The sequence below is a fragment of the Streptomyces sp. Edi4 genome (assembly GCF_040253615.1).
Lineage (GTDB): Bacteria > Actinomycetota > Actinomycetes > Streptomycetales > Streptomycetaceae > Streptomyces.
The window spans coordinates 282,352-306,306 of sequence record NZ_JBEJGY010000004.1 but is presented as its reverse complement, the minus strand read 5'-3'; the positions used below and the strand labels follow the sequence as shown (position 1 = coordinate 306,306).

Sequence of the window (23,955 nt, the reverse complement as noted above, 5' to 3'; positions counted from 1 at the left end):
CGGGCGGCGCGGACGCGGCGGGCATCACAGCTCGCCGCCCATGAGCGCGGCCAGCTCTTCGGCGGACAGGTCGTCGAACCCGGCGCCGTCGGCCGGCACGGCCTCGCGCACCGGCGCCGCCGTGTCCTGCTGCGCCTCGGCGGCCGGGGCGCAGCGCACCGCTTCGGCGTACGCGGCGAGCACCGGTGCCTCGAACAGCGCCCGTACCGGCAGATCCCGGCCAAGGGACTCGCGCACCGCCGCGGTGACCTGGACGGCGAGCAGCGAGTGGCCGCCGAGGTGGAAGAAGTCGTCGGCGAGCCCTATCCGGGCCACGCCGAGAACTGTGCTCCAGATCTCGGCCAGGGCCCGCTCGGTGTCGTCGCGCGGCGCGAGCAGCGCGGTGGAGCCGGTGGACCAGTCCGGCGCGGGCAGCGCGGCGCGGTCGAGTTTGCCGTTGGCGGTCAGCGGCAGGGTCTCCAGGGTGACGAACGCCTCCGGGACCATGTACTCCGGCAGCCGCTCGCGCAGATGGGCGCGGAGCCGGGGCACCAGGGTGCGGGCGATCCGGCCGCGATGGGGGTCGTTGGCCCAGTGCGGCCACGGCAGGCCGGCGCAGTTTCCGGCCGGAGGCAGCGCAGTGACGGCGTCGGTGCCGGCCGGGCGGAACGCGGCGTCGAAGCGTCCGAGGGGGTCCCCGGTGGCCCAGCTGAGCTCGACGGCGTACCCGAGCCGGGCCGCCGTGTCGCGTACGTCCTGCGGGTCGAGCCCGACCGTCTCATCGGCGGCGTCGATGCCCGTGTCCTCGCCGCAGAGCCGCGCCGCGGTCACCGCGTCGGCGTGCACCCGGGCGTTGGGGATGGAGGTGACGACCACGGGGGAGCCGTCGAGCAGCGCCGCCGGCTCGCCGCCGGTCCACGCCACCGTGCGCGCGGAGGCGGGGACGGTCTCGGTGTCCAGGTGCAGCACCACGTCGTAGCGGTAGCGGGTCATCTCGTTCCGGTCGCGCCCGGGTTTGGGCAGCACCTCCACCCGGCCGATGCGCGGGATCTCCTGGCGCAGGGACTCGAAGAAGCACGGGTCGAGCAGCAGCTCGTTCTCCTGCCGCACGGCCTGGCGGACCTGGCGGGCAAGTTCGGCGTCGTCCGCCCCGGCCGGCCGGCCTTCTTCGAGCACCGAGACGTGGAAGGCCTCCAGCAGGGCGCGGTGGCGCACGTCGCCGACCACGATCCGCCCACCGGGCGCGAGCAGCCCGGCGGCCTTGGTGAGCACGTCCACCAAGTAGCCCGCGCTCGGCAGGTACTGGGCCACCGAGTTCACGACGACGGTGTCGTACGCGTCGCCCTTGAGGTCGTCCAGCTCGTGGCCCGGCCGGCGCAGCAGCGTTACGTGCTGCCAGTCGGCCGGCAGATGACGGCGTACGTGAGCGATGGCGCTGGATGACAGGTCGAGCCCGGTGTACTGCTCGCATGCGCCGGCCAGCCGGAACAGGAGCAGCCCGGTACCGCTGCCGATCTCCAGGACCCGCCTCGGCTTCGTGGCGCGCACCAGGGCGACGGTGTCCTCCACCCAGCGCCGCATCTCCTCGGCGGGGATCGGCTCACCGGTGTAACTGCTGGTCCAGCCACGGATGTTGAACGTGGGGTCGGCGCCACCGGCCTGCTCGTACTGCTCGTAGGCGGTGTCGAAGACGGTGCGCCACTGGGTGACCTGCTCCGCGTCGGCCGCCCGTCCCCTGCCGGGCGAAGCCTCGCCGTCGGCGTCCGCGTCGGGCACCAGATACGCGACCAGGCCGGTGCCGCCGTCCGGGGTCTCGCGGGGCAGCACCGCCACGTGCCGCACGCCCGGGTGGGCGCCGAGTTCCGCCTCGATCTCGCCGGGCTCCACGCGGTGCCCGCGCACCTTGACCTGCTGGTCGACGCGGCCCAGGTACTCAAGCGTCCCGTCGGGCAGCCTGCGGGCCAGATCGCCGCTGCGGTAAAGCCGCTCCCCGTCGCCGAGCGGCGAGGGCACGAAGCGTTCGGCGGTCAGGCCGGGCCGGCCCAGATAGCCACGGGCGAGGCCGGGTCCGCCGACGCACAGCTCACCGGGGATCCCGGCCGGCACCGGTTCGCCGCGCCCGTCCAGGAGGTGCACCGCCAGGTCGGCGAGGGGGCGGCCGATCACGCTGCCCGGGGCGCCGAGGCCGGCCGCGCCGAGGGTGTGCGCGGTGACGTGCACCGTGGTCTCGGTGATGCCGTACATGTTGACCAGGCGGGGCGCTTCGGGGTGCCGGGCGGCCCAGTCGCGCAGCGCGCCCGGTTCAAGGGCCTCGCCGCCGAACACGACGTGCCGCAGCGCGAGCGGGCGCGCCGCCGACGTGGTGGCCGCCGCGTCGGCGTCGGCGAACTGGCGAAACGCGGTGGGGGTCTGGCTGAGCACCGTGACGCCCTCCGCGCGGACCAGCGCGTGGAATGCGGCCGGGGTGCGCCGGGCCTCCTGCGGCACCACGGCGACGCGGCCACCGTGCAGGAGCGCGCCCCAGATCTCCCAGACCGAGAAGTCGAACGCGGCCGAGTGGTAGAGCGACCAGACGTCGTCCGGGCCGAACGCGACATCGGGCGCGGCCGCTTCGAACAGCCGCAGCACGTTGGCGTGGGTGAGCAGCGCGCCCTTGGGACGGCCGGTGGTGCCGGAGGTGTAGATCACGTACGCCAGGTGGCCGGGGCCGAGCCGGGCCGGCTCCAACGGCTCCGAGGAGAGCGGCTGGTCCACCGCGAGGACGGGGAGGCCGTCGCGGAGCCCCGCGTGCTCCGGGTCGGCGACCAGAGCCACCGCGCCGCAGTCGGCAAGGGTGAAGGCAAGGCGCTCGGCGGGATGGCGCGGATCGAGCGGCACATACGCGCCGCCGCTCTTCAAGATGCCCAGGATCCCGGTGACCAGCCGCGCCGACGGCTCGACGCAGATCGCCACCCGGCTCTCGGGGCCCACGCCGAGCGCGCGAAGGCGCCGGGCCAGCGCGTCGGAGCGCCGGTCGAGTTCGGCGTACGTCAGCCGCTCGGGGCCGCAGCCGACCGCGATGGCGTCGGGCCGCAGCCGCACCTGCTCGGCGAAGGCATCCGGAAGACTGCGCGCCGCCGGGGCGGTGGATCCGCGCGCGGCGCCGGCCATGAGCTCCGCGCTCCGCTCGGTGGCGCCGAGCAGGGGGAGCGCGTCGAGCCGGGTGGCGGGGGCTTCGACGGCGGCCGCGAGCAGGCGCAGCCACTGGTCGATGAAGCGGCGCACGGTGCGCTCGTCGTACAGCTCGGTGCTGTAGTCGGCGAGCCCCGTCAGCCCCTCGGGGGTCTCGGTGACCTGGAGGTGCAGATCGAACTTGGCGGTCCCGGTGTCGACCGCGGCCACGTCCATCCGCAGGCCCGGCAGCTCGATCCGGGTCTCCGGGGTGTTCTGGAGGACCAGCAGCAGATTGGCGAACGGGGTGCGGCCTTGCGCGTCGCGGTCCGGGCGCGCTTCCTCCACGATCCGCTCGAACGGCACGTTCTGATGGGCGTACGCCGCGAGCGCCGACTCCCGTACGCGGCCCAGCAGTTCGGTGAAGGACGGATTGCCGGACAGGTCGGCGCGCAGCGGCAGCATGTTGACGAAGAAGCCGATCAGGCCCTCCGTCTGCGGGTGGTTGCGGTTGGCGACGGGCGAGCCGACCACCAAATCGTTCTGCCCGCTCCACCGCTGAGCGACGGCCATGAACCCGGCGAGCAGCGCCATGTACAAGGTGGCGTCGTGCTCGCGGGCCAGCGCGGTCAGGCGGGCGGCGAGATCGCCTTCGAGCCGCCAGGGGAAGCAGGCGCCGGCGAAGCTCTGCTGGACGGTGCGCGGCCGGTCGGTGGGCAGGTCCACGACGCTGGGCGCGCCGGCCAGCCGCTCACGCCAGTGGGCCAGCTGCGACTCCAGCGCCTCACCGGATACCCGCCCGTGCTGCCAGAGCGCGAAGTCGGCGTACTGGATGGACAGTTCGGGCAGCCCGGCGGCGTCCGCGCGGTAGTGGTGGGCCAGCTCGCGCACCAGGATGTCCAGGGACCAGCCGTCCGCCACGATGTGGTGGATGGTGAGCACCAGCAGGTGCTCCTCGTCCGCCAGCCTGACCAGGGTGGCGCGCAGCAGCGGGCCGGAGCCCAGGTCGAAGGGGCGGCGGCTCTCCTGTGCGATCAGCTCCGACAGCGCGGCCTCGCGATTGTCCTCGCCCGGAGCGGACAGATCGATGAGCGCGAGGGTGACCGTGACCCGGTCGTGCACGATCTGCTCGGCCCTGCCGTCCTCGGCGTGGAAGGTGGTGCGCAGCGCCTCGTGCCGGGCAACGACCCTGTTCAGGGCCCCTTCGAGCGCGCCGGCGTCGAGGCCGCCGGTCAGCCGGACGGTGCAGGCGATGCTGTAGAGCGGGCTCGGTCCCGCGAACTGCTCGACGAACCACAGGCGTTGCTGGGCAAAGGACAGCGGAAGGCGCACCCCCTGGGGGCGGCGGGCGATCAGGTCGGCGGCGTCGGGTCGGGACAGGCCCTGCTCCTTGAGCAGCTGGGCGAGCAGGCGGCGCTTGTCGGCGGAGAGCGCGGTGCGCTGGGGTGACTGGCTCATGTGGGTGATCCCGGGGCGGTGGGTGGCGTGGACGTGGGTCAGGCCGGCAGATGGTGCGGCAGCGGGAACTCCCGGCAGAGCCGGGCGACTTCGCCGCGCACCTCGTCGCGGACGGCCGGATCGAGCGTGAAATCGCGCTCCCCGGTGGGCGTCACGGCGGTGAGTACCCGGTCGACCAGTGCGGCGCAGCGGCGCATCTCGGCCGGTCCCATGGCGCGCAGCGCCAGCGTGTTGGTGCCGAAACGGATGCCGCTTGTGACCCGGGGTCCGTGTGGGTCGCCCGGTATTCGGTTGCGGTTGACGACGATCCGGCAGTCGGCGAGCGCGGCCTCGGCGATCGCGCCGGTCAGGCCGCGCCGGCCGACGTCGAGCAGCACCATGTGGTTGTCGGTGCCACCGGTGACCAGGGTGTGGCCGAGGCCGGCGAAGGCATGCGCCAGCTCGCGGGCGCCGTCCACCACCCGTCCCGCCAGGGCGCGGAACTCCGGCTGGGCGGCGATGTCGAAGGCGCGCGCCTTGGCGGCCACCGCGCCCAGATCGGGGGTGCCCTGGAGGAAGGGGAAGGTTCCGTGCGCGATGGCCCGGCTGAGCGTGCGCCGGGTGCCGGGCAGCACCGTCCGGGCATCTTGGCCCAGCAGGATGAGTCCGCCGCGCGGCCCGTACAACTGTTTGTAGGTGCTGGTGGTGGTGGCGTGCGCGTGGTCGACCGGACTCGGGTGCAGGCCGGCCGCGACCAATCCGGCGATATGGGAGATGTCGGCCAGCAGATAGGCGCCGACCTCGTCGGCGATGCGCCGGAACCGGGCGAAGTCCACGGTGCGCGGGTAGGCGCTCGCGCCGCACACGATCACCTTGGGCCGGTGCTCGTGGGCGAGCTCGGCCACCTGCCCGTAGTCGAGCAGCCCGTCGGCGTCGGTGCCGTAGCCCACCGCGTGGAAGAACCGGCCCGACACCGAGGCCGGCGAGCCGTGTGTGAGATGGCCGCCCGCGCTCAGCTCCATGCCGAGCAGGGTGTCGCCCGGCTTCATCAGGGTGCACAGCACGATCTGGTTGGCGGTGCTGCCCGAGTGGGGCTGCACATTGGCGTACTGGGCGCCGAACAGCGAGCGGGCCCGTGCGACCGCCAGCCGCTCGACCTCGTCGACGACCTCGCAGCCCGCGTGGTAGCGGGCGCCGGGGTAGCCCTCGGTGGTGACGTTGGAGATGGTCGCTCCGGCGCAGGCGAGGACCGAGGGGTCGGCGCTGCTGGAGGCGGCCACCATGGCCAGGGTCTCGCTCTGCCGGACGTGTTCGCGTTCGAGCAGTCCGGAAAGGAGCGGGTCGGCGGCGGCCAGGCGGTGCGCGCCGAGGCTCGCGTGACCGGCCAGGACGCCGGTGCTCGTGGAGGTGGTCATGCCAGGCCCTTCTCGTGGGCGACGAGCAGCCCGTGGGCCGCCTCGTCGGTCATCTCCAGCAGTCCGGCGGCGATCTCGGCCACCGCGGCGACATCGGCGCCCGCCTCCCGACCTCGTGCCGCGAGGCGTCGCGCCTGCTCGGCGAGGGTGGGCGCCTCGAACAGGTCGCGCAGAGGCAGTTCGACGCCGAAGGTCTCCAAGAGCGCCGAGGCGAGCCGGGTGGCGAGCAGTGAGTGGCCGCCGAGCGCGAAGAAGTCGTCCTCGGCGCCCACCTGGTCGACGTCGAGGAGTTCGGCCCACAGCGCGGCGAGGACCCGTTCGACGTCGTCGCGCGGGGCCACGAAGGCGGCGCCCTCGCGGTCGGCCCGTTCGTCGGGCTCGGGCAGCGCGGCCCGGTCCACCTTGCCGTTGGGGGACAGCGGCAGCGCGTCGAGGGTGACGAACACCGCCGGGACCATGTACTCGGGCAGGTCCGCCTTGAGCAGCCCCCGCAACTGCGCTGCGGACGGCGCCAGTTGGGCTCCCCCGGCGGGCACCACATACCCGACCAGGCGCCGCTCGTCCCCTTCGCCGCGCGCCGTGACCACGGCGCGCTCCACCCCCGGATGGCGGCGCAGCACCGCCTCGATCTCGTCCAGCTCGATCCGCAGACCACGCAGCTTGACCTGGTGGTCGAGGCGGCCGATCAGCTCGATCACCCCGTCGGCGCGGGTGCGGGCGAGGTCACCGGTGCGATAGAGGCGCGCGCCGGCGGGCACCGGGCCGCTGCCGGCCGCCGGATGCGGACGGTAGCGGTCGGCGGTGAGGCCGGGGCGGCGCAGATAGCCCCGCGTCAACCCGCCGCCCGCCAGGCAGAGTTCACCGGGCACGCCGACCGGGGCGGGCTCCAGGGCCGGCGTCAGGACGACGGCCTGCTGGTTCACCATCGGACGGCCGTACGGGATGCTCGTCCAGGCCGGGTCGCTCTCCACGACCGGGTAGGTGATCGAGTGGATGGACGCCTCGGTGGCGCCGCCGAGCGCGATGAACGCGAGCCCGGGCGCGATCCGGCGGAACCGCTCCGGCAGCGCGACCGGGATCCAGTCCCCGCCGAGAAAGGCCGTTTTGAGCTTCGGCAGCCGAACGCCCCGCTCCTGACCGGCCCGTACGAAGGCATCGGCGAGCGCCGGCGCCGAGTTCCACACCGTCACCCCGTGGCGGCGCGCCAGGTCCACCCAGTGGTTTGGATCGCGCGCCCGGTCGGGGTGGGGCACGACCACCGCGCCGCCGGCCGCCAGAATGCCGAGCGTTTCGTAGACGAACATGTCGAAGCTCGGGGAGGACAGGCCGAGCACGCGGTCGCCGGGCCCGATGCCGTAGGTGCCGTTCAGATCGAGCAGGTTGTTGACGACACCCCGGTGCGGGACGGCGATGCCCTTGGGCGTGCCGGTGGAGCCGGAGGTGTAGATGACGTATGCCAGGTGGTCCGGTTCCGCCGGGGCGGTACGGCGCCGGGTGGCGGGCCAGTCCTGCGCGTCGTCCATCTCGACGAGCTCGGCGCCGGTGTCGGGCAGCAGCTCCGCCAGGGCGCGCTCGGTGAGGACCACCGGCGGCGCCGCGTCCTTGAGCATGAAGGCGAGGCGCTGCGCCGGGTAGGCCGGATCCAGCGGCACATAGGCGCCGCCCGCCTTGAGCACGCCGAGCACGGCGGCCACGAGCGCCGGGCCCTTGGTCAGACACAGCCCGACGGTGGTGTCGGGTCCCACGCCGAGCCCGGTGAGCCGCGCGGCGACGCGCTCGGCGAACGCGTCGAGTTCCGCGTAGGTCAGCTCGCCGGTCGTGGCGACGACGGCCGGCTCCTCGGGGCGCAGGGCTCGCTGCTCCTCGAAGAGCTCATGCAGCAAGGGCCCCGCCGCCGGGTAGGTGTGCGCCGTGTCGTTCCACTCCACCAGGGCCCGCTGCCGCTCCTGGTCGGTCAGGACCGGCAGCGCCGAAAGACGGGTGTCGGGCGCGGCTACGGCGGCGGCCAGCAGGGTGCGCCAGTGGCCGAGCAGCCGCTCGACGGTCGGCGCGTCGAAGAGGTCGCTCGCGTACTCGACGGTCCCGGTGAACCGTCCTCCCACCTCGCGGAGTTGGAGGTTGAGGTCGACCTGGGCGCCGCCGCGCGGCACCTCCCGTACGGTCACCTCGAGCCCCGGCAGGTCGGGCGCGGCCAGCGGCGCGTTCTGCACCAGGAGCAGCGACTGGACCAGCGGGTTGTGGCTGAGTGCCGGGCCTGTCACCCGCTCCGGCAGCATCCGCTCGAACGGCAGGGACCGGTGGTCGAATGCGGCCAGCGCTGCGGCACGGACCCGGTGCAGGAGCTCGGTGAACGTCGGGTCGCCGGCGAGCGAGGTACGGACGGGCAGGATGTTGATGAAACAGCCGATCAGCCCCTCCGCCTCGGCCGGGCGCACCGCCGCGCCGGTGCCGACCACGATGTCCTCGCTGCCGCTGTGACGTGCGAGGACGCTCTGAAAGGCGGCTAGCAGCGCCATGAACGGCGTGACCCCGGCCCGGCGGCACAGCGTCCGCACCCCCGCCGACAGCTCGGCCGTGAGCTCCACGGGAAGCATCGCCCCGCGCAGGGACTGCGCCGCCGGACGCGGGCGGTCGCCGGGCAGCTCCAGGAGTTCGGGCGCGCCGCTCAGCGCCGTGCGCCAGTACGCCCGGTCCTTCTCCTCGTCCGCCGCTCGGGCCTCGCCCTCCCACACCGCGAAGTCGCCGTACTGGATGGGCAGTTCGGGCAGCTCGGCGCCCCTGCCCGCGTAGCACTTGGCCAGCTCGGCCAGCAGGATGCCGATCGACCACATGTCGGCGACCAGGTGGTGCAGGGTGATCGCGAGTACGTGGCGCTGCGGGGCCAGGCGGTGCAGCACCACCCGGAGCAGCGGGCCCCGGCCCAGGTCGAAGGGGCGCGCCGCGTCGGCGGCCAGCACGCGGGCCAGCTCTTCGGCCGGGGTCTCGCGGGTCTCCCACGCGAACGCCGCCTCCCCGCCGACCAGTTGCGTCAGCTCGCCGTCCACTTCCTCGAAGCGGGTGCGCAGCGACTCGTGCCGGCGGACCAGTTCGGTCAGCGCGGCCGTCAGGGCGGCGGTGTCGAGGGGCCCGTCCAGGTGCAGGGCGAATGGCAGATGGTAGGCGCTGGTTTTGGGGGTCAGCCGCTCCACCAGCCAGATCCGGCGCTGGGCCGAGGTGGCGGGAAAGGCGTACTGCTGCATGGTCTGCTCTGCTCTCTGCCGACCGGACGGTTCTGAGGGGGAGTGGGGGACAGGGGTGGCGGGTTCGGGGAGCGCGGGGGCGTGTATGTCTACGGGCGCCGGGGTCGAGGTGCGCCGCAACTCGCTTGTCTTGAGCGCCACTTGGGGAACGTTCTCGGGCGGCGTCATGCGCCGGTCACCAGGTCGGCGGCGGCCCGGGCGTCGAGACCGGCCGGGATGCTCAGGTCGGGACCGGTCGCGCCGGGCGCGCGGGTGGCCGCGCGGCGGCGGGCCCGGCCCCCGCCGGTGACGTGCAGCAGCACGGTCTCCTCTGGCCGGATCCGTCCGGCGGCGACCGCCTTGCGCAGCCCGGCGACGGCCACCGCCGCGGCGGGTTCGATGTCGATGCCCTCCGCGTCGGCGAAGAGCCGTGCGGCGGCCACCGCCTCGGCGCGGTCCGCCACGCGCAGCTCCCCGCCGCTCTCGGCAAGAATCTCGCGCACCCCGCCGGCCGCGGCGTAGGACGGCGTGCGGGTGGTGAGCTCCCGGGCGTACGCCCGGGCCACGGCCGCCCGTGTCGCGGATTCCGAGCCGACGTCCGGCTCGGCCGACCCGTTTCGCCACGCGTGGAACATCGGTGCGTGATCAGCGTTCTGACAAAGTGTCAGCTTGGGTGGGCCGCCGAGCCGCACATCAGTGGTCCCGGACTCCGTGGTCCCGACTTCCAGGGCCCCAAACCGAGTGCTCGCGCCGCTGGGCAGCGCGTGCTTCCCGTCCGACGCCGCCGCACGGGCCGGCTCGGGCGTACGGTCCGGCACCGACACCGGCACCCGCTTCGATCCCGGCATGCCGTTCGCCAGCAGCCGCCGGGCGGCCTCGTGCGCGGCGATCGCGCCGGCCCCGCTGCCCACGGCCTGTACGTAGTGGTCGGGCAGCCGTCCGATGGTCTCGGCGGCGGACAGGAACGCGGTGCCGAGGCCGTCGCGCCGGGCCACGTTGCGGGTGCCGCCCTCGGCCTGGAAGCCCGGCCGGGCGGCGATGGCGTCGGCCAGCTCGATGGCGTCGCTGTAGTCGCCCGCCACCGTCACCAGCCGGACGCAGTCGGCGCGTTCGCCGGCCGCGGCGAGCGCGGGCAGTGCCGCGTCCGGTACCACCAGGACGCACTCGACGCCCTGATCCGAGCAGACCCGCTGGAAGGCCGCGGCGGTGTTGCCGGCGGATGCGACCACCAGGACCGGCGGCCGCTCGGGCAGCCGGGCCAGCACGGCCTGCGCCTCCAGCTCCTTGAAGCTGCCGGTGGCCAGGGCCGCGCCGCGCTCTGGCCAGTAACCGCTGAACGCGACCCACAGCTCCTTCAGGCCAAGGGCGCGACCGAGCCGTTCGGCGCGGTAGGTGGCGCCGCCACTGCCCTCGGGCAGCACCTGGCCCCGGGTCGGCAGCCAGCAGCGGTAGCGGAACGGGCCGCTGCCCGGGGCGGGGGCGAACGAGGCGGCGTACTCGGTGCGCAGGAGACCGGGGCGGTGGACCACGGCGCAGTCGAGACGCAGCCCGTCGTCCTGGTAGCTCTCCTGGCAGACGGGACAGCGCAGCAGGTACGGGCGGCTCGACACGGGATCCGGGCCGGTCTTCGTCCGGTCGGTGAGGAGCGGCGGGACGGCGGTCATCGTGCCTCCCCCGCGCCCGAGCCGACGACGGAGCCCGAGCCGACGACGGAGCCCGAGCCGGTGGCGGAGCGGGCGGCCGGGGTGGCGTCCGCGCCGGCGACGGGGCTCGCGGGCGAGTGCGTGCCCAGGGCCATGTCGGCGACCCGGCTCGCGGACGAGTCCGCGACCACGTCGGCGATCGGGCTCGCGGGCGAACCCGGGCCCACGGCCGGCCCGCCCGTGGCGCCGCCCGGAGCCCGGCGCAGGGCGCCGTCGGGGGCGCGTTCGACGGTGTAGCGGGACCGGTCCACCCGGACCGGGGCCGGGGCGGCCGGCCGGTGTCCCGGCCGGACGGGCGGCGGTCGCTTCCACCAGCGTCGCCACGGCCGCGACCGTGAGCCGTTCGAACAGCTGGTGCAGTGCGGGGGCGGCGCCGAACTCGGCGCGGACCCGTTCGGCGAAGCGGGCCAGGAGCAGCGAGTGGGCGCCCCGCTCGAAGAGGTCTTCGTGCCGGCCGATCCGCTCGACTTCGAGCAGTTCGGCCAGGAGCGCGGCGATCCGCCGCTCGGTCGCGCCGACCGGCTCCTCCAGGGTCTCCGACGCGACGGCGGCCCGTGGCGCGGGCAGGGCCCGCCGGTCGACCTTGGCGTTGGCGGTCAGGGGCAGCTCGTCCAGTGTCATGAGGACGGAGGGCACGGCATAGCCGGGCAGGGTGCGGCGCAGTCGCTCGCGCAGCTCGGCCGGCGCCGCGGGCGTCTCCCGCTGCTCGACGTACCCGACAAGGCGGGCCCGCGCGCCCTCGCCGTCCACCACGACCGCGGCCCGGCGCACCGAGGGCAGTCGCTCCAACGCGGTCTCGATCTCGCCCAGTTCGACGCGGTGCCCGTGCAGCTTGACCTGGGTGTCTGCGCGGCCGACGAAGAGCAGCGCGCCGTCAGGGCCGCGCCGGACGAGGTCACCGGTGCGGTAGAGCCGCGCGCCGGGTACGGCGGTGAACGGGTCCGGCACGAAGCGCTCGGCGGTCAGGCCGGGACGGCCCAGATATCCGTGCGCCAGGCCGTCGCCGCCGATGAGGAGTTCACCGGTGACCCCGGACGGGACCGGCTCAAGAACCGAATCGACCACGTACAGCCGGGTGTTGGCGACCGGCGAGCCGAGCGGCAGTGCTCCGCCGGCCTCGGTGAGCTCGCCGCGCGCCGACCATACGGTGGTCTCGGTCGGCCCGTACACCTGCCACAGCCGTACGCCACGGGACAGGAGCTCGGCGGCGAGCTCCGCCGGCAGCCGCTCCCCGCCGCACAGCGCGGTCAGGCCCAAAGTGCCGGACCAGCCCGCGTCCAGGAGCAGCTGCCAGGTCACCGGCGTGGCCTGGAGGTGGCTGACCCGTCCGGTCTCCAGGCAGCCGCGCAGACGTGAACCGTCGCCGGCCGTCGCCGCGTCGGCCAGGTGCACGGTCGCGCCACGGACCAGGGGCAGGAAGTATTCGAGCGCGGCGATGTCGAAGGCGGGCGTGGTGACGGAGAGCCAGCCCGCGCCGGGGGCAAGCGGCAGGTCGCGCTCGAAGGAGGCGAGCAGGTTCGCCAGCGCCCGGTGCGGCACCACCACACCCTTGGGACGACCGGTCGAGCCGGACGTGTGCAGGACGTAGGCGGGGGACTCGGGGGCGATCAGGGTGTCGTCGGCGCGCTCGGCCTCTTCGACGGTGTCGAGCGCGAGGACCGTCCAGTCGCCGGCCGGGACGCGTTCGCCCGGCAGGTCGGTCAGGACGACGGCGGCGTCGGCGTCGGCGAGCACGAGCGCGAGGCGTTCGGCCGGGTGGCCCGGGTCCAGCGGCAGATAGGCGGCGCCGGACTTGAGCACGCCGAGCAGCGCGGCCAGCAGGGGCGGGGTGCGGGGGAGCAGGACGGCGACGTGGTCACCCGGAGCGACGCCTAGGGCGCGCAGCCGCGCCGCGACGCCGTCGGCCAGCCGGTCGAGTGTGCGGTAGTCCAGCTGCTCACCGCCCTGCCATCCGGCGGCGGTGACCGCGACGGCCCGAGGGGTCCGGGCGGCCTGGGCCTCGAAGCGGCGCACCACGCCGTCGGCGGGATCGTAGGCGAGCGCGGTGTCGTTGCCCTCGGCGAGGGCGGCCCGGCGCTCGGCCGGGGGCAGGAGCGGCAACGCACCGACCGGGCGTGCGGTGTCCGCCGCGATCGCGGACAGGAGGGTGACGAAGCGCGCGGCGAAGTGCTCGGCGGTCCGTGGCAGGTAACGGTCGGTGTCGTAGCGGACCGAACCGGCGAGCCCGCCCTCGGCGGCGCCCAGGGTGAGTTGCAGGTCGAACTGGCTGCCGCCGACCGGCAGCGCAAGCGTCGAGCAGTCCAGGGCGCCGAGCGTGAAGGGGACGCCGTCACGACCGGTGGCCATCGCCACCAGCGCGTCGGCGTGGCCGCCGGGTGCCTGTTGCAGGCTGAACAGGCTGCGCACCAGCGGCCGTCCGCCCTGATCGCGGTCCGGGCGGATCAGTTCGATCAGCGCGGGGAACGGCACGTCGGCGCCGTCCAAAGCCCTGCGCGCGCCGTCGCGCACGCGGGCGAGGAGTGCGGTGAACGGTTCGGCGGCCTCGATCCGGGTGCGCAGCGGCACGGTGTTGACCAGAGAGCCGACCGTCCCGGCGAACGCGGCGTCGGCGCGGCCGTGGGTGGGGGTGCCGACGACCACGTCCCACTCGCCGGTGCAGCGCGCGAACAGCAGCTGGAAGGCGGCGAGCAGCACCGTGTACAGAGTGCTGCCCTCGCGCCGGGCCAGGGCCGTCAGTGCCTCGGTGGTGGCGCTGTCCACGGCCAGCGGTACGGCCGCGCCGCGCAGCCGCTGGCGCTCGGGCAGCGGCAGGTCGGCGGGGAGCGAAGTCCCGGTCCGTACTCCCGTCAACTCCCGCTCCCACTGCTTCAGTTGACGGCGTCCGCTCGCGGTGCCCGGCAGCTCGGCCTGGCGGCGGGCGAAGGCGGCGAACGGGACGGCGGCGACCGGGGCCGGGGTGGGCTCGCCCTTGAGCGCCGCCGGATAGCCGGCGGCCAGTTCGTCGAGGAGGAGCGAGAGGGACCACAGGTCGGCCACGAGGTGGTGGGCGGTGAGGACGAGACGGTGGCCGTCGTCGGCGCCGGTGAACAGCCGGGCCCGCAACAGCGGTCCGGACTCCAGGTCGAAGGGCTGCTCGGCCGTCTCCGTCATCAGAGCGGCGAGTTCGGCGGCGTTCAGGACGGAGACGTCGATCTGCTCGAAGGCGGGCTCAAGGGCCGCGTGCACCCGCTGCACCGGACCCGATCCGGTGCGCGGGAAGGTGCTGCGCAGCACCGCGTGCCGCTCGGACAGCGTCGCGAGAGCCGTGCGCAGGGCGGCCGCATCGAGAGCGCCGTGCACCCGAAACGCGGCCGAGACCAGGTAGGCGGGGCTCTCCGGAGCGACCTGGTGCAGGAACCACAGGGCGGCCTGGTTGGGGGAGAGCGGGTGGTCGCCTGGCTCGGTTGCCTCGGCCACCGCCGTCGGTCCGATCTCTTGGGCCCCGGCCGCGAAGCGCTCGGCGAGCAGCCGCGAGAGGCCGGACAGGTCGAGGGCGAGCGCTTCGGTCAGGGCGAGGTCGACGCCGAGGGTGGTGCGCAGTTCGTGCCGCAGGCGGACCGCGCCGAGCGAGTCGAGGCCGAGTTCGGCGAGCCGGTGCTCAGGAGCGAGGTCGTCGGCGGCCATGCCGAGGCGCGCGGCGAGCAGGGCGCGCAGCGCGGCGAGCAGCAGCGCGGGACGCGTCGCGGGGTCCGCCGCGCGCAGCGCACCGGCGTCCAGGGCCACCGGCCGTTCGGCCGCCGCGCCCTGCGGACGGCCGCTGTGCGCCAGCGCCGTGAGGTCCCCCGCCAGGTAGGAGGCGGCGCACACATGGCGCTGCACCTTGCCGCTCGACGTGCGCGGCAGCGTCGCGGCGCGGATCAGGACCACCGCCGCCGGCCGCACCCCGTGGGCCTCGGCGACGCCTTCACGCACCGCGCGGGCCAGCGCCTCCAGGTCGTCGTCCTGATGGTCGCGCGCCACCTCCTGCACGATCACCAGCTCGGCGGTGCCGGCCAGTTCGACCTGCACGGCGGCGCCGCAGTTTGGGCGCAGCGCGGGGTGGACGCCGGCGACGGTGTGCTCGATGTCCTGCGGGTAGTGGTTGCGGCCACGGACGATGATCAGGTCCTTGAGCCGCCCGGTGACGTACAGCTCGCCCTCGTGCAGCAGACCCAGGTCGCCGGTGCGCAGGAAGGCGGGGCGGTCCTTGGCTGTCTGCTCGTCGGCGCTCTCGTCGTTCTCCGCCTCATCGGCGAGGCGGGCGCCGAAGGTCGCGGCGCTGTGCTCGGGACGGTTCCAGTAGCCCTGGGCCACGCTCGGCCCCGAGAGCCAGATCTCGCCTATCGCCCCGGCCGGCGCGGGCCGCCGGGTGAGCGGGTCGACGATTTCGAGGCGCTGGGAGCCGTCCGGGCGTCCGCTGCTGACGAGTTCGGTGGTCCCGCTCCCGGTCGCCGACCCGGGCACGCCCGGGGCCTCGTCGGGTACGCCGGCGAGCAGCGCGTTCGGGGCTTGGAAGCGGGCGGGGGCGGTGCCGTGCGGCTTGCACGAGACGATGAGGGTGGCCTCGGCGAGGCCGTAGCACGGGGTGAAGGCCTCGGCGCGGAAGCCCGCGGGGGCGTAGGCGTCGGCGAACCGGCGGAAGGTCTCGGCGCGCACCGGTTCCGCGCCGTTGAACGCCACCTCCCAGCTGCTCAGATCCAGTCCCGCCAGCACCTCGGGGGTGGCCAGATCGGCGCACAGGTCGTAGGCGAAGTTGGGGCCGCCGCTCACCGTGGCCCGGGTCCTGCTGATCTCGCGCAGCCAGCGCAGCGGATCCTGGGCGAAGGCGGTGGGCGCCATCAGCGAGCAGGAGCCGGCGTAGTACAACGGCTGGAGCATGCCGCCGATCAGGCCCATGTCGTGGAAGAGCGGCAGCCAGGACATGCCGCGCGTACGGACGGTGGTGTGGAACGCCCGCTGGATCAGCGCCGAGTTGTGCAGCAGATTGCCGTGGGTCAGCACCACGCCGCGCGGCGCCGATGTGGAGCCGGAGGTGTACTGGAGGAACGCCACCGTGTCCGCGTCGACGCGCGGGCGCACCCAGTCCCCGGCCTCCTCCTCGGGCACCCGGTCGCTGGCGAGCAGGCGCAGCACGTCCATCACCGCGCCGTCCGGGTCGCCGGGCAGCAGCCGTTCGCGGACGGCGGCGGTGGTCAGCGCCACCGTCGCCCCGCAGTCCGCGACGATGTCCACCAGCCGCTCAAGGGAGCGGGGGCGGCGGTTGGGCGGGTAGACCGGCACCGCGACGGCGCGCGCGTACAGGCAGCCGACGAAGGACACCACGTACTCGAGCCCGGGCGGCTGGAGCAGCAGCACCGGGGAGTCGGTCAGACCGCGCCGCCGCAACCGGGCCGCGACGGCCCGGGCCCGCCGGTCGAGCTGCCCGTAGCTCAGCCGTTCGGCCGGCGCGTCCTGCCTTCCGGAGAACTCGAAGGCCGTACGGTCCGGATCCGCCGCCGCGGTGGCGGCGATCGCCGAGATCCAGTCCTGATGCTCAAGTCGCGGGTCCACGCGTTGTTCCCTTTACCGTTCGGTGTCCGATGCCCTGTCCCTGCCGCCGCCGTCACCCGGGGCGCCGCCCGCCGCTCGCGGCGGTGCTGCTCGTGCCGCGGCGCTTGCCCTCAGCCGGCGGACGGCACCGCGTCGGCCCCGGCGGCCTGCTGCTCCATCGCGCGGCGCAGACTCAGCGGCCGCATGTCCGTCCACACCTCGTCGATGTGGGCCAGACACTGCGCCTTCTCGCCCCGTACGCCCTCGGCACGCCAGCCGGCGGGCAGCTCCCGGTCGGCGGGCCAGATCGAGTACTGCTCCTCGTGGTTGACCACGACCTGGTAGACGGTGGTGTCCTCGCTGCTCATCACTGCGCTCCGATCCGGTGGGTGGATGGCGGCGGCCGTGTCGGGTGCCGCCGAGCGGGCGGGCCGTGGGGGCCGGCCGCTCTGTCTTCGATGCTGTCGTCCGGCCCTGACGGCGCCCTTGACCTGCCCTTGGCGGTCCCTGGACGCGCCCTGGCCCGGTCCTGTGCGCGGCCGGACGGGCCTCCGTCGTGCCGCCTGCGCCGTACTGACGGCTCACTGAACGCCGACTGAATGGGGGTGGGTCAGCCGAGCGCGGGAAAGAGCCGGACCTCGGCGGCCTCCCGTAGATAGGAGGCGCCGTCGGTGCCGCCGGTGCCGCGCACGGTGCCGATGACCTTCATCGTGATGCCCCAGTGGGTACGCTTCATCGCGCCCCACGCCGCGTCCAACTCGGCCATGGCGGGCGCGAGTTCGTCCTCAGGGAGGCCACTGCGCGCCAGCGCGAGGTGCAGCGTCGGACAGGAGCGCTCCACGGCCCGGTAGGTCCGGGACTGCACCGCGCTGCGCCCGTCGGTGTTGGCCCGTATCACCGCGAAGGCGTCCTTGGGCATCGTGGTCAGCACCCGGAACACCCCGGATGTGCCGGTGACATGGCGGGTCGCCTCGTCGAGCAGCTTCTGTGCCAGGTCGATCCGGCCCGTGCCCACCGCCTCCGTCGCCGCCTCCACGGCCCGGGCGACCGCCGCGAAGACCGCCTCGAAGATCTGGATGAGCCGGATGAACATCTGCTCGTCATGGCTGCGGGTGGTGGGTGTCAGCGTCAGCTCCACGGCCCGCAGCACCTCGGCCGTGACCCTCTCCCGCGCCGCCCGGGCCGCCTCGGCGCCCGCGCGCACCAGGGCGGCGTCCTCGTCGGGCGCGCGGGGCGTGCTCGTCGTCCCGTACCGGGACGCGAGTCCCGCTGCCGCGATGAGGGCACGCAGCGCCGCCCTGGCCCTGGGCCGGCCGGCCGGGGCGCCGGCCAGCGTGGCGGTCTCGGTCTCCACGATGTCGGCGAGCAGGGCGGTGATGACGTGGTCGGTGCTCGCGCCGTTCTCGGCGAGCGACGTGTAGACCGGGATCCCCGCATAGCCGGCGTAGTCGCCGTGGCGGCCGTCCACGACCTGCGGCAGCCAGTCCGCGAGGAGCCGCGCCGGCCCCGCGCCGCCCTGGGGACGGATGGCGCGCAGCGCCGTCAGGAGTTCGTCACCGACCGCGTTCTTGCCGACGGTCCGGTAGTGGCCGAGCACCGCGCGATAGGGGAAGCTCGCGGCGTCCTGACCCGCGCCGCGCCAGCGCGCGAGTTCCCGCAGCGCGCGGCGCGGGTCGAGGTCGGCGGGCTCGGGCCGGGCCGCCATCAGGCTGGGGCCACCGACGCCGGGCGCTCGGGACGGGTCGTCGGCGGGTGTGTCCGTACGGATGGCGGGCGCATGCCCGGCCCCTGGGGCCGAGGAGAGTGCTGCGGTCACGGTCGCTCCGTTGTGGTGTGCGGCCGGGCCGGGAGACGGCCCGGAGGTTCACGGGCAGGACGGCGCAGCCTGGCCGGCGCGGGCCTTGTGGGACCGGGCCGACCAGGCTGCGGGGGGGGCGCGGGGTCAGGCGTCGTGCGGGGCCGGGTCGGCCAGCACATGGCCGTCGCCCGCGCGGTGGGTGCGCGAGCGGCGCAGGTCGGCGAGGACGAAGGTGCGCTGGAGCCAGCGGTCGGTGCCGTCGAAGCGCGGACGGAAGGCGGTACGTCCGTGCACGGTGATCCGGTTGTCGACGACGGCCAGGTCGCCCGGCTCCAGACGGGCCGTGCGCGCGGTGCGCTCGAAGAGCCGCCGCAACTCCTCAAGGGCCGCCGAGGCCCGCTCGGTGAGCGGCTTGGTGGCGGCCATGTCGACCCGCAGATCCGGATCGTCGGGGGCGCCGGTGAGCACGGGGTGCGGCTCGGCAAGGCCGCCGGTCCCGCCGAACGAGGGCGGCGGCGCGGTGCGGAACTCCGGCCGGTGCAGCGCCGCTCTGCTCACGTCGTCGAGCAGCGGCAGCACTTCGCGCACGCACGAGGTGCGCAGCCCGGCGAGGCCGCCCGGGTCGGCGCGCAGGCACAACAGCATGACGAAGTCCGGCCGGTGGGGGTGGAAGGCGTTCTCGTTGTGGAAGGTGAGCAGCACCGAGCCCGCGTTGCCCTGGAAGTCCTCCCGTCCGGGCACCGGCACGACGTCCTGCACCAGCGCGCCGGTCTTCTCCGGCCGGAAGGCGGCCGGGTCACCGAGCCCGCACGCGGCGAGCATCAGCACGGCGGCGGGCACGTTGGCCGTGCGCTGCACCGAACCGTCCGTCACGGGTGTGGCGCCAAGGCCGGGCGCGGCGACCGGCAGCCCGCGCACCAGGAGCGCGCCGCCCGGGCCCGGGTCGCGGCGGAAGGAGCGCAGGGTGCGGCGCAGCCGGGCGGGCAGTTCCTCCCAGTGGTCGCGGGCCGATGCCACCCAGGCGGGCTCGTCGATCCGCGCCTGGGGACCCGCGCACAGGAGCGCGGCGACCCGCTCGGTGGCGCTCGTCTCGGCCCCGGTCAGGACCAGGTCGGGTGTCGTTATGTCGGTGGTGTCGACGGTCAGTGAAACCGGCACGGCTGCCAGCCTTTCTCGAAGCGGTCGGGCCGCCCGGCCATCGGACGGCCGGGACGGTCAGCGCGGGCCTGCCGTATCGAGCTGCCGGGCGACCGCGGCCCACAGGCTGCCGACGGTCTCGAAGGCCTCGGGCCCCAACTCCTCGTCGGGAATGGCTACGTGGTAGGCCTCCTCCAGCTGGATGAGCAGTTCGACGACGGCCATCGAGTCGAGTCCCGCGGACCGCAGCCCGCGCTCGGCGGACAGCGGCCGCTCGTCGGCCAGCCGGGGCAGCAGAGCGGTCAGAACGCGCTCGTACCGCTCGTCCCAACGGGGTTGTGTGATCACGGTGTTCAGCTCCTCGCGGTGCGACCGGCGGGGTCGCGGTGGTGGTCGGTGCCCGGCCGGGCACCGGTGTCGCTCGCGGCCGTGGCGCCAGGGGTGTCGTCGGCGCCACAGGCCTGGGTGGCGGGCTCGTGGACGGGAAGCGGCTCGCGCGTGAGGGTCAGCCGGCCGGCGCCGACAACGCGGCCGTCCCGGACGGTGACTTCGACGGGCGCGGGCCGGCTGAGGAACCCGAGCAGGCTCGCGGTCGCTCCGTACGCCCCGACGTTGGGCACGGCCAGCAGTGCGCCGGGCCGAGGGGGCACGGTTTCGGCGGCCCGGCTGATCACGTCGGCGGGGGTGCACAGGGGGCCGACCAGGGTCACCCGGCGGGCCTGGCCGGCCTCCGGCCCGGGGGCCGCCGCATTTACCCGGTCGGTCTCGGCCCCGGGCTCGGTCTCGGCCTCCGGCCCAGCGACCCGGAGCGGTTCGGCGCGCAGGGACGGCAGCCGGCCCACCCCGGAGAGACCGCCCAGATGATTGATGCCGCTGTCGAGGACGCCGAACGTCGTGCCCCGGCTCTCCTTGACCTCGGTGACGGTGCAGATCAGGCGACCGCTGTCGCCGACCAGATACCGCCCGGACTCGAACGACGGCTCCAACCGCCCCCGCCAGCCCGGCAGATGCTCGTCGAGCGCGGCTGTCAGCGGTGCGCGCAAGGCGTCGTAGCGCGGCCGCTCGCCCGGCGCCGCGTAGGGGCAGGCGAAGCCGCCGCCGAGGTCGAGCATCCGCAGCGGCACGCCCCAGTGGGCCTCAAGGGCGGCGGCGGTACGGATCGAGGCGACCGCCTCGGCCAGCAGCCCCGCCGGATCGACGGCGTTGGTCAGCGGAAAGAAGTGCAGCCCCCACAACCGCGTTCCAGCGACGAGCAGTTGGGCCAGGCCGGGCAGCCCGTCCGTGATGTCGTGGCCGAACTGCGAGGCCCCGCCGGTCATCCGCAGACCGACACCCGCCCCCGCGCCGGCGCCGTTCACGCGCAGAAGACAGCGCGCGGTCACCCCCAGGGCGCGCGCCTGGGCGCCGACCCGGCGCAGATCGGCGGGCGACTCCACCGAGAAGGTGCGTACCCCGGCGGCCAGCGCCTCGCGCACCTCCCCAGCGGTCTTGCCGGGGCCGCCGTAGAGACAGTCGCCGCCGTCGAAGCCCGCCGCGAGAGCCGCCGCGAGCTCCCCGGTCGAGCAGATCTCCGGCAGCGCGCCCGCGAGCCGCAGGGTGCGCACCAGCTCGGGATGCGGGTTCGCCTTGAGCGAGTAGTACAGGCGAGAGCGCTCGGGCAGCGCGGCGCGCAGGTCTTCGGCGGCCCGTTCGACCCTGCGCAGGTCGTAGACGTACAGGGGGCTGCCGTAGCGGCGTACGAGGTCGGCGGCGAGCAGGTCCTGCGAGGGGGGCGGCTCCGCACGGGCCGCCGGGGCCGGGCCCGTGGGGCAGATGTCAGTGCTCATCGGTGTCCAGGGCCTTCCGGTCGATCTTGCCGTTGGGGGTGAGGGGCATCCGGGCGATGACCCGGCAGGTGGCGGGCACCTTCGCCGGTTCCAGGCGCCGCTCAAGGCCCTCGATGACGAGGGAGGCCGCGAGAGCGTCGTCGCCGGTGACGACCAGGCGCAGATCGAGCCCGTCCCGTGGCGGCAGAGCGGCGGCGGCCCGTACGCCCGGCACGTCCAGGGCCGCGGCCTCGATCTCCGGCGTCCCCATGCGGACGCCGCGCCGCTTGAACTGGTCATCCACGCGACCCGAGAAGTAGAGGTGGCCCTCGGCGTCGAGACGGCCGTGGTCGCCCGTGTGCAGCCGGACGCGTCCGGTGCGCGGGTTCGGCCGGAAACGGTGCGCGGTCAGGCCGGGCGCGTTCCAGTAGCCGGCCATGACATGCGGACCGCCGACGACGATCTCGCCGACCTCACCCGGCGGCAGTGCGTGGCCCCGCGCGTCCAGTACCTCGACCGTGGTGCCGTCCAGGGCCCGGCCCACCGAGCCGGGGCGGACCAGGTCGGCGTCCGGTTCCGCGATCGTGACCCGCTTGCACTCGGTGATTCCGTACATCGCCGCCACGGCCGCGCCGGGAAACCCGGCGCGCAGCGCCTCGATGGCCGAACCCGCAAGCGCCGCACCGGTGTTGGTGAAGAGCCGCACATGCTCAGGTGGTGCGCCGCGAGCCGCGAGCCGGCACAGCATCTCCGCGAGCGAGGGCACCACCGGCACCACGGTGGCCCGGCACTCGCGCAGTACGTTCATGGCGCGCACGGGCGCGGCCGCGTCCGCCAGGACGAGCTCGCTCCCGCCGATCGCCGCCAGCAGAAGCTGGTAGAGGCCGTAGTCGAAGGAGAGCGGCAGCGCGGCGAGCACCACGTCGTCGGGGCGGTAGCCGAGACGGCGGGCGATCGCGCGGGCGGCGAACACCACGTGACGGTGGGTGCCCATCACGCCCTTGGGCGCGGAGGTGCTGCCGGAGGTGTAGAGCAACTGGGCGAGCGCGTCGGGGCAGGGGCGGCGCGCGGTGTCGAAGGCGACGGCGTCGTGGGCCAGGAGATCCGCGGGGGTGAGGGAGCGGGCTCCGCAGGCGGCGACGGCCTCGTGGACCTGTTCCGGCTCACCGGGGTCCAGCACGACCGCGGCGGGCGAGGCATCCGCGAGCACGCCGCGCAGCACGAACGCCTTCATCTCCGGGTTGAGCGGCACCGCGACGGCGCCGGCGCGCAGCACGCCGTAATAGAGCGCGACGAACTCCCGCCGGTTGCCGAGCCGCACCACGACCCGGTCACCTGGCACCACACCGCCGAGCCGGGCCAGGCCGGCGGCCACCGCCCGGCTGGCGTCGGCCAGTTCGGCGTAACTCCAGGCTCCGTGCCCGTCGCGGACGGCGACGGCCCCGGGGCGCGCGGCGGCCGCCGCGTCGAGAAGGTCGACGACGAGGGTGTCGTCGAGCGGAGGGGAGAGGCGGGGGTGGGGGTGCGCGGCGGGGTCCGCCGATACCGGGGCGCTCACGCGTACCACCCCGACGCGTCGGTGATCTCCACGACCGCGCTCGTGCAGCTGTAGCCGGTTCCCCCGCCGACCAGCAGGACCCGGTCCCCCTCGCCGACCTCGCCGGTTTCGAGGAGTTCGTTCAGGCCGGCGACATGGTCCCCGGCACCCAGGTGCCCCACGTCGCGGCAGAACTCCCAGTTGGAGAACTTCTCGTCCACGCCCAGCTGGTGTTCCAGCTGCCAGCGCATCCGCTGCTGACCTGTGGCGTTGAGCACAACGCGGTCGATCCGCTCCATCGTGGTCCGCGCGTCCGCAAGCGCGGCGCGGATCGACTCGGCGGCCACCTCGGCCGTACGGGTGGTCGCGGCCCGCAGATTGCGTTCGGCGCGGAAGTACTGTTCGGCCCGCGCCGCCAAGTCCACGGGCCGGGGCTCTTGTTCGGGTCCCGCGCGGAATCCGGTGCCACGGGCCAGCCCCTCGAGGGAGTTGTCCACCCGGGTCGCGGTCGCCAGGAGCCGGGCCGCCGCGCCACCGGGGGCGGAGCTCAGCACCAGCGCGGTGCCGCCGTCGCCGTAGACCAGGCCGCGCTCGGCCCGCCAGCGGTCGAAGGCGGGCGGCGCGAAACGGTCGGCCGTGGTGAGCAGCACCGCCTCGTCCTCGCCGGGCCGGCGGGCGCTGAGCTGCCGAGCGGCCAGCTCAAGTCCTGCCAGGCCCGCGTTGCACTGCTGCAACAGGTCGAAGGCGGGCACCGAAGGGCCCACCGTGTGCTGTGCCACGTAGGCGGCGCCCGGCCACAACTCGGCGCCCTGGAACCACAGATAGCTGTGGAAGACGGTGCCCACCCGCTCCGCCGTCCGGCCGGCCCGGCGCAGCGCGGTCCGGGCCGCGCGGACCGCCATCTCGGGCGCCGCCAGATCGTCCGCTCCGCCGGCCGTGGCCGAGCTGACCGAGTGGATCTGGTTGACGGCGTGTTCTTCGGCGTCGTACGCACCGTCCGCGACCGCCTTCGCGGCGTCCGCGCGGTCACCGAGCCAGACGCCCGTGCCGGCCAGATACACCTGCTCCCAGCGCATGTCTCTCCGATCTCCGGCCCCGTGGCGGTACGCCCGGGGTGACTGTCGCTCCCGAGCCTGCCGTCCGCGTCCTGCCGCGCGGTTGTCCCGTACTGGGCGTCCGTCGGTGGCGGTCTGGACTGCGCCTGACGCGCGACCGCCCGAGGCCTTGCG

The 23,955-nt window shown here is 74.8% G+C and carries 11 protein-coding genes; all 11 read right to left on the bottom strand.

What is annotated here, in order from left to right; genetic code table 11:
* Nucleotides 1–24: 24 nt before the first annotated feature.
* The gene (locus ABR738_RS03365) at nucleotides 25–4,587 is read right to left on the bottom strand and encodes a non-ribosomal peptide synthetase (RefSeq protein WP_350228451.1); all 4,563 of its coding nucleotides are present in this window, start codon (nucleotides 4,585–4,587) and stop codon (nucleotides 25–27) included.
* Nucleotides 4,588–4,625: 38 nt separating this feature from the next.
* Nucleotides 4,626–5,981 carry a serine hydroxymethyltransferase gene (gene glyA, locus ABR738_RS03360; RefSeq protein ID WP_350228450.1) on the bottom strand — a complete coding sequence of 452 codons (1,356 nt, stop codon included), beginning with the start codon at nucleotides 5,979–5,981 and terminating at the stop codon, nucleotides 4,626–4,628.
* A complete protein-coding gene (locus ABR738_RS03355; RefSeq protein WP_350228449.1) occupies nucleotides 5,978–9,220 on the bottom strand; it encodes a non-ribosomal peptide synthetase in 3,243 nt (1,080 codons plus the stop codon). The genes glyA and ABR738_RS03355 overlap by 4 nt, the downstream gene beginning before the upstream one ends.
* Before the next feature lie 164 nt (nucleotides 9,221–9,384).
* Complete coding sequence (locus tag ABR738_RS03350; RefSeq protein WP_350228448.1) at nucleotides 9,385–16,470, bottom strand: non-ribosomal peptide synthetase; 7,086 nt, start codon at nucleotides 16,468–16,470, stop codon at nucleotides 9,385–9,387.
* A gap of 110 nt (nucleotides 16,471–16,580) precedes the next feature.
* On the bottom strand, nucleotides 16,581–16,817 hold the full coding sequence (locus ABR738_RS03345; RefSeq protein WP_350228447.1) for an MbtH family protein: 237 nt from the start codon (nucleotides 16,815–16,817) through the stop codon (nucleotides 16,581–16,583).
* A 242-nt stretch (nucleotides 16,818–17,059) separates the two neighbouring features.
* Entirely contained in the window at nucleotides 17,060–18,265 is a 1,206-nt protein-coding gene (locus tag ABR738_RS03340) for a tryptophan 2,3-dioxygenase (RefSeq protein WP_350228446.1), read from the bottom strand.
* Nucleotides 18,266–18,391: 126 nt separating this feature from the next.
* A complete protein-coding gene (locus ABR738_RS03335) occupies nucleotides 18,392–19,405 on the bottom strand; it encodes a TauD/TfdA family dioxygenase (RefSeq protein WP_350228445.1) in 1,014 nt (337 codons plus the stop codon).
* 57 nt (nucleotides 19,406–19,462) lie between these two features.
* Nucleotides 19,463–19,732 (bottom strand): phosphopantetheine-binding protein, encoded by a 270-nt coding sequence (locus ABR738_RS03330; protein ID WP_350228444.1) that lies wholly within the window; start codon nucleotides 19,730–19,732, stop codon nucleotides 19,463–19,465.
* A 5-nt stretch (nucleotides 19,733–19,737) separates the two neighbouring features.
* The gene (locus ABR738_RS03325) at nucleotides 19,738–21,210 is read right to left on the bottom strand and encodes a type III PLP-dependent enzyme domain-containing protein (RefSeq protein WP_350228443.1); all 1,473 of its coding nucleotides are present in this window, start codon (nucleotides 21,208–21,210) and stop codon (nucleotides 19,738–19,740) included.
* A complete protein-coding gene (locus tag ABR738_RS03320) occupies nucleotides 21,200–22,747 on the bottom strand; it encodes a class I adenylate-forming enzyme family protein (protein WP_350228442.1) in 1,548 nt (515 codons plus the stop codon). Before ABR738_RS03320 ends, ABR738_RS03325 begins: the two co-directional genes overlap by 11 nt.
* The gene (locus tag ABR738_RS03315; RefSeq protein WP_350228441.1) at nucleotides 22,744–23,802 is read right to left on the bottom strand and encodes a ketoacyl-ACP synthase III family protein; all 1,059 of its coding nucleotides are present in this window, start codon (nucleotides 23,800–23,802) and stop codon (nucleotides 22,744–22,746) included. Before ABR738_RS03315 ends, ABR738_RS03320 begins: the two co-directional genes overlap by 4 nt.
* Between the last annotated feature and the right edge of the window lie 153 nt (nucleotides 23,803–23,955).